1 protein-coding gene is annotated in these 1,081 nt (G+C 50.7%); it reads right to left on the reverse strand.

The genetic code is table 11. The features are described from left to right. Positions 1-950 (reverse strand): ATP-binding protein (locus G465_RS0112830; RefSeq protein WP_022654825.1); only part of this gene is annotated, 950 nt, incomplete at its 3' end. Positions 951-1,081 lie beyond the last annotated feature (131 nt).

Genomic DNA, 1,081 nt, shown 5'->3' on the forward strand with positions numbered 1-1,081 from the left:
AACGCCACCACCACCCGCTTCACCCGTGGCTCTTGCAACTTATCCGTCAACTGATCCAGGTGAGTGGTTCGGCTATAGATCAACCGCTCTCGGGCGGCTTTATAACGGTCGAGGGTAATCGGCACCGTGCGATCACGCGCTGATCGATCACACCAAGTGCATTCATGACCTAGCGCATTCACCAACCACGGTTGACCCTCGGTGTCTTGCCATAACTCATCCCAAATCGCAGGATCAAAACATTGGCCGGTAGCGGTTTGGTGTTGTTGCCATAGGGCAATGGTTTCTTCTCGGCTGAAATTGCCCATTCGCAAAGAAGCACTTTTGATATTAAACGCCGAACCACCGGTGATGATTTCATTGTGTCCGGTGTGAATGCGGTAATCCCGCACATCTCGCACCCCACATAAAATCACCGTTTGCGGAAAAGCTAATGGACGCTGAGCATATCCAGCGCGGATCTGCCGCAGTAATGAAATAAGAGTGTCGCCGACTAGGGCATCGACTTCATCTAAAAATAAGACCACTGGACGGGGATCGGCGGCGCACCAGCGTTCTAGTAGGGTACGAAAAACACCATTTTCGCCTTGTTCGCGCCAAATTGACTCCAGCCAACCACCAAGACGATTTTCTTCTAGATAGAAACGTGCACTATTCACCAAAGCACCACAAATCGCCCGCATCCCATTTTTCACATCATCACGTGCGGTCTGGGCATTTTCGATATTGCAATATAACGCTCGGTACTCACCCTTGGCATTCAAATGATTCATCAACGCTAATAGGGCGGTGGTTTTACCGGTTTGGCGTGGGGCGTGGAGCACAAAATAACGCTGTTGACGAATCATCGCCTCGACTTCATCAATATCAATTCGCTTGAGTGGATCGAGCATATAGTGCTGATCGGCGACCGATGGCCCAGCGTTATTAAAGAATTTCTCGGTATTCATCTACATCCCCCAAACAGCAATATCACGCTCACCGTGTTGCCGTTTTAACTGCCAACAGCGTTCCTCCCACGACAGCTTATCGCGGCGGTCGAAGACAATCAGATAGGCTTCTTCTGCCCCAACCTGGTCGG

This window comes from Aquaspirillum serpens DSM 68 (genome assembly GCF_000420525.1).
Classification (GTDB): Bacteria; Pseudomonadota; Gammaproteobacteria; order Burkholderiales; family Aquaspirillaceae; genus Aquaspirillum; species Aquaspirillum serpens.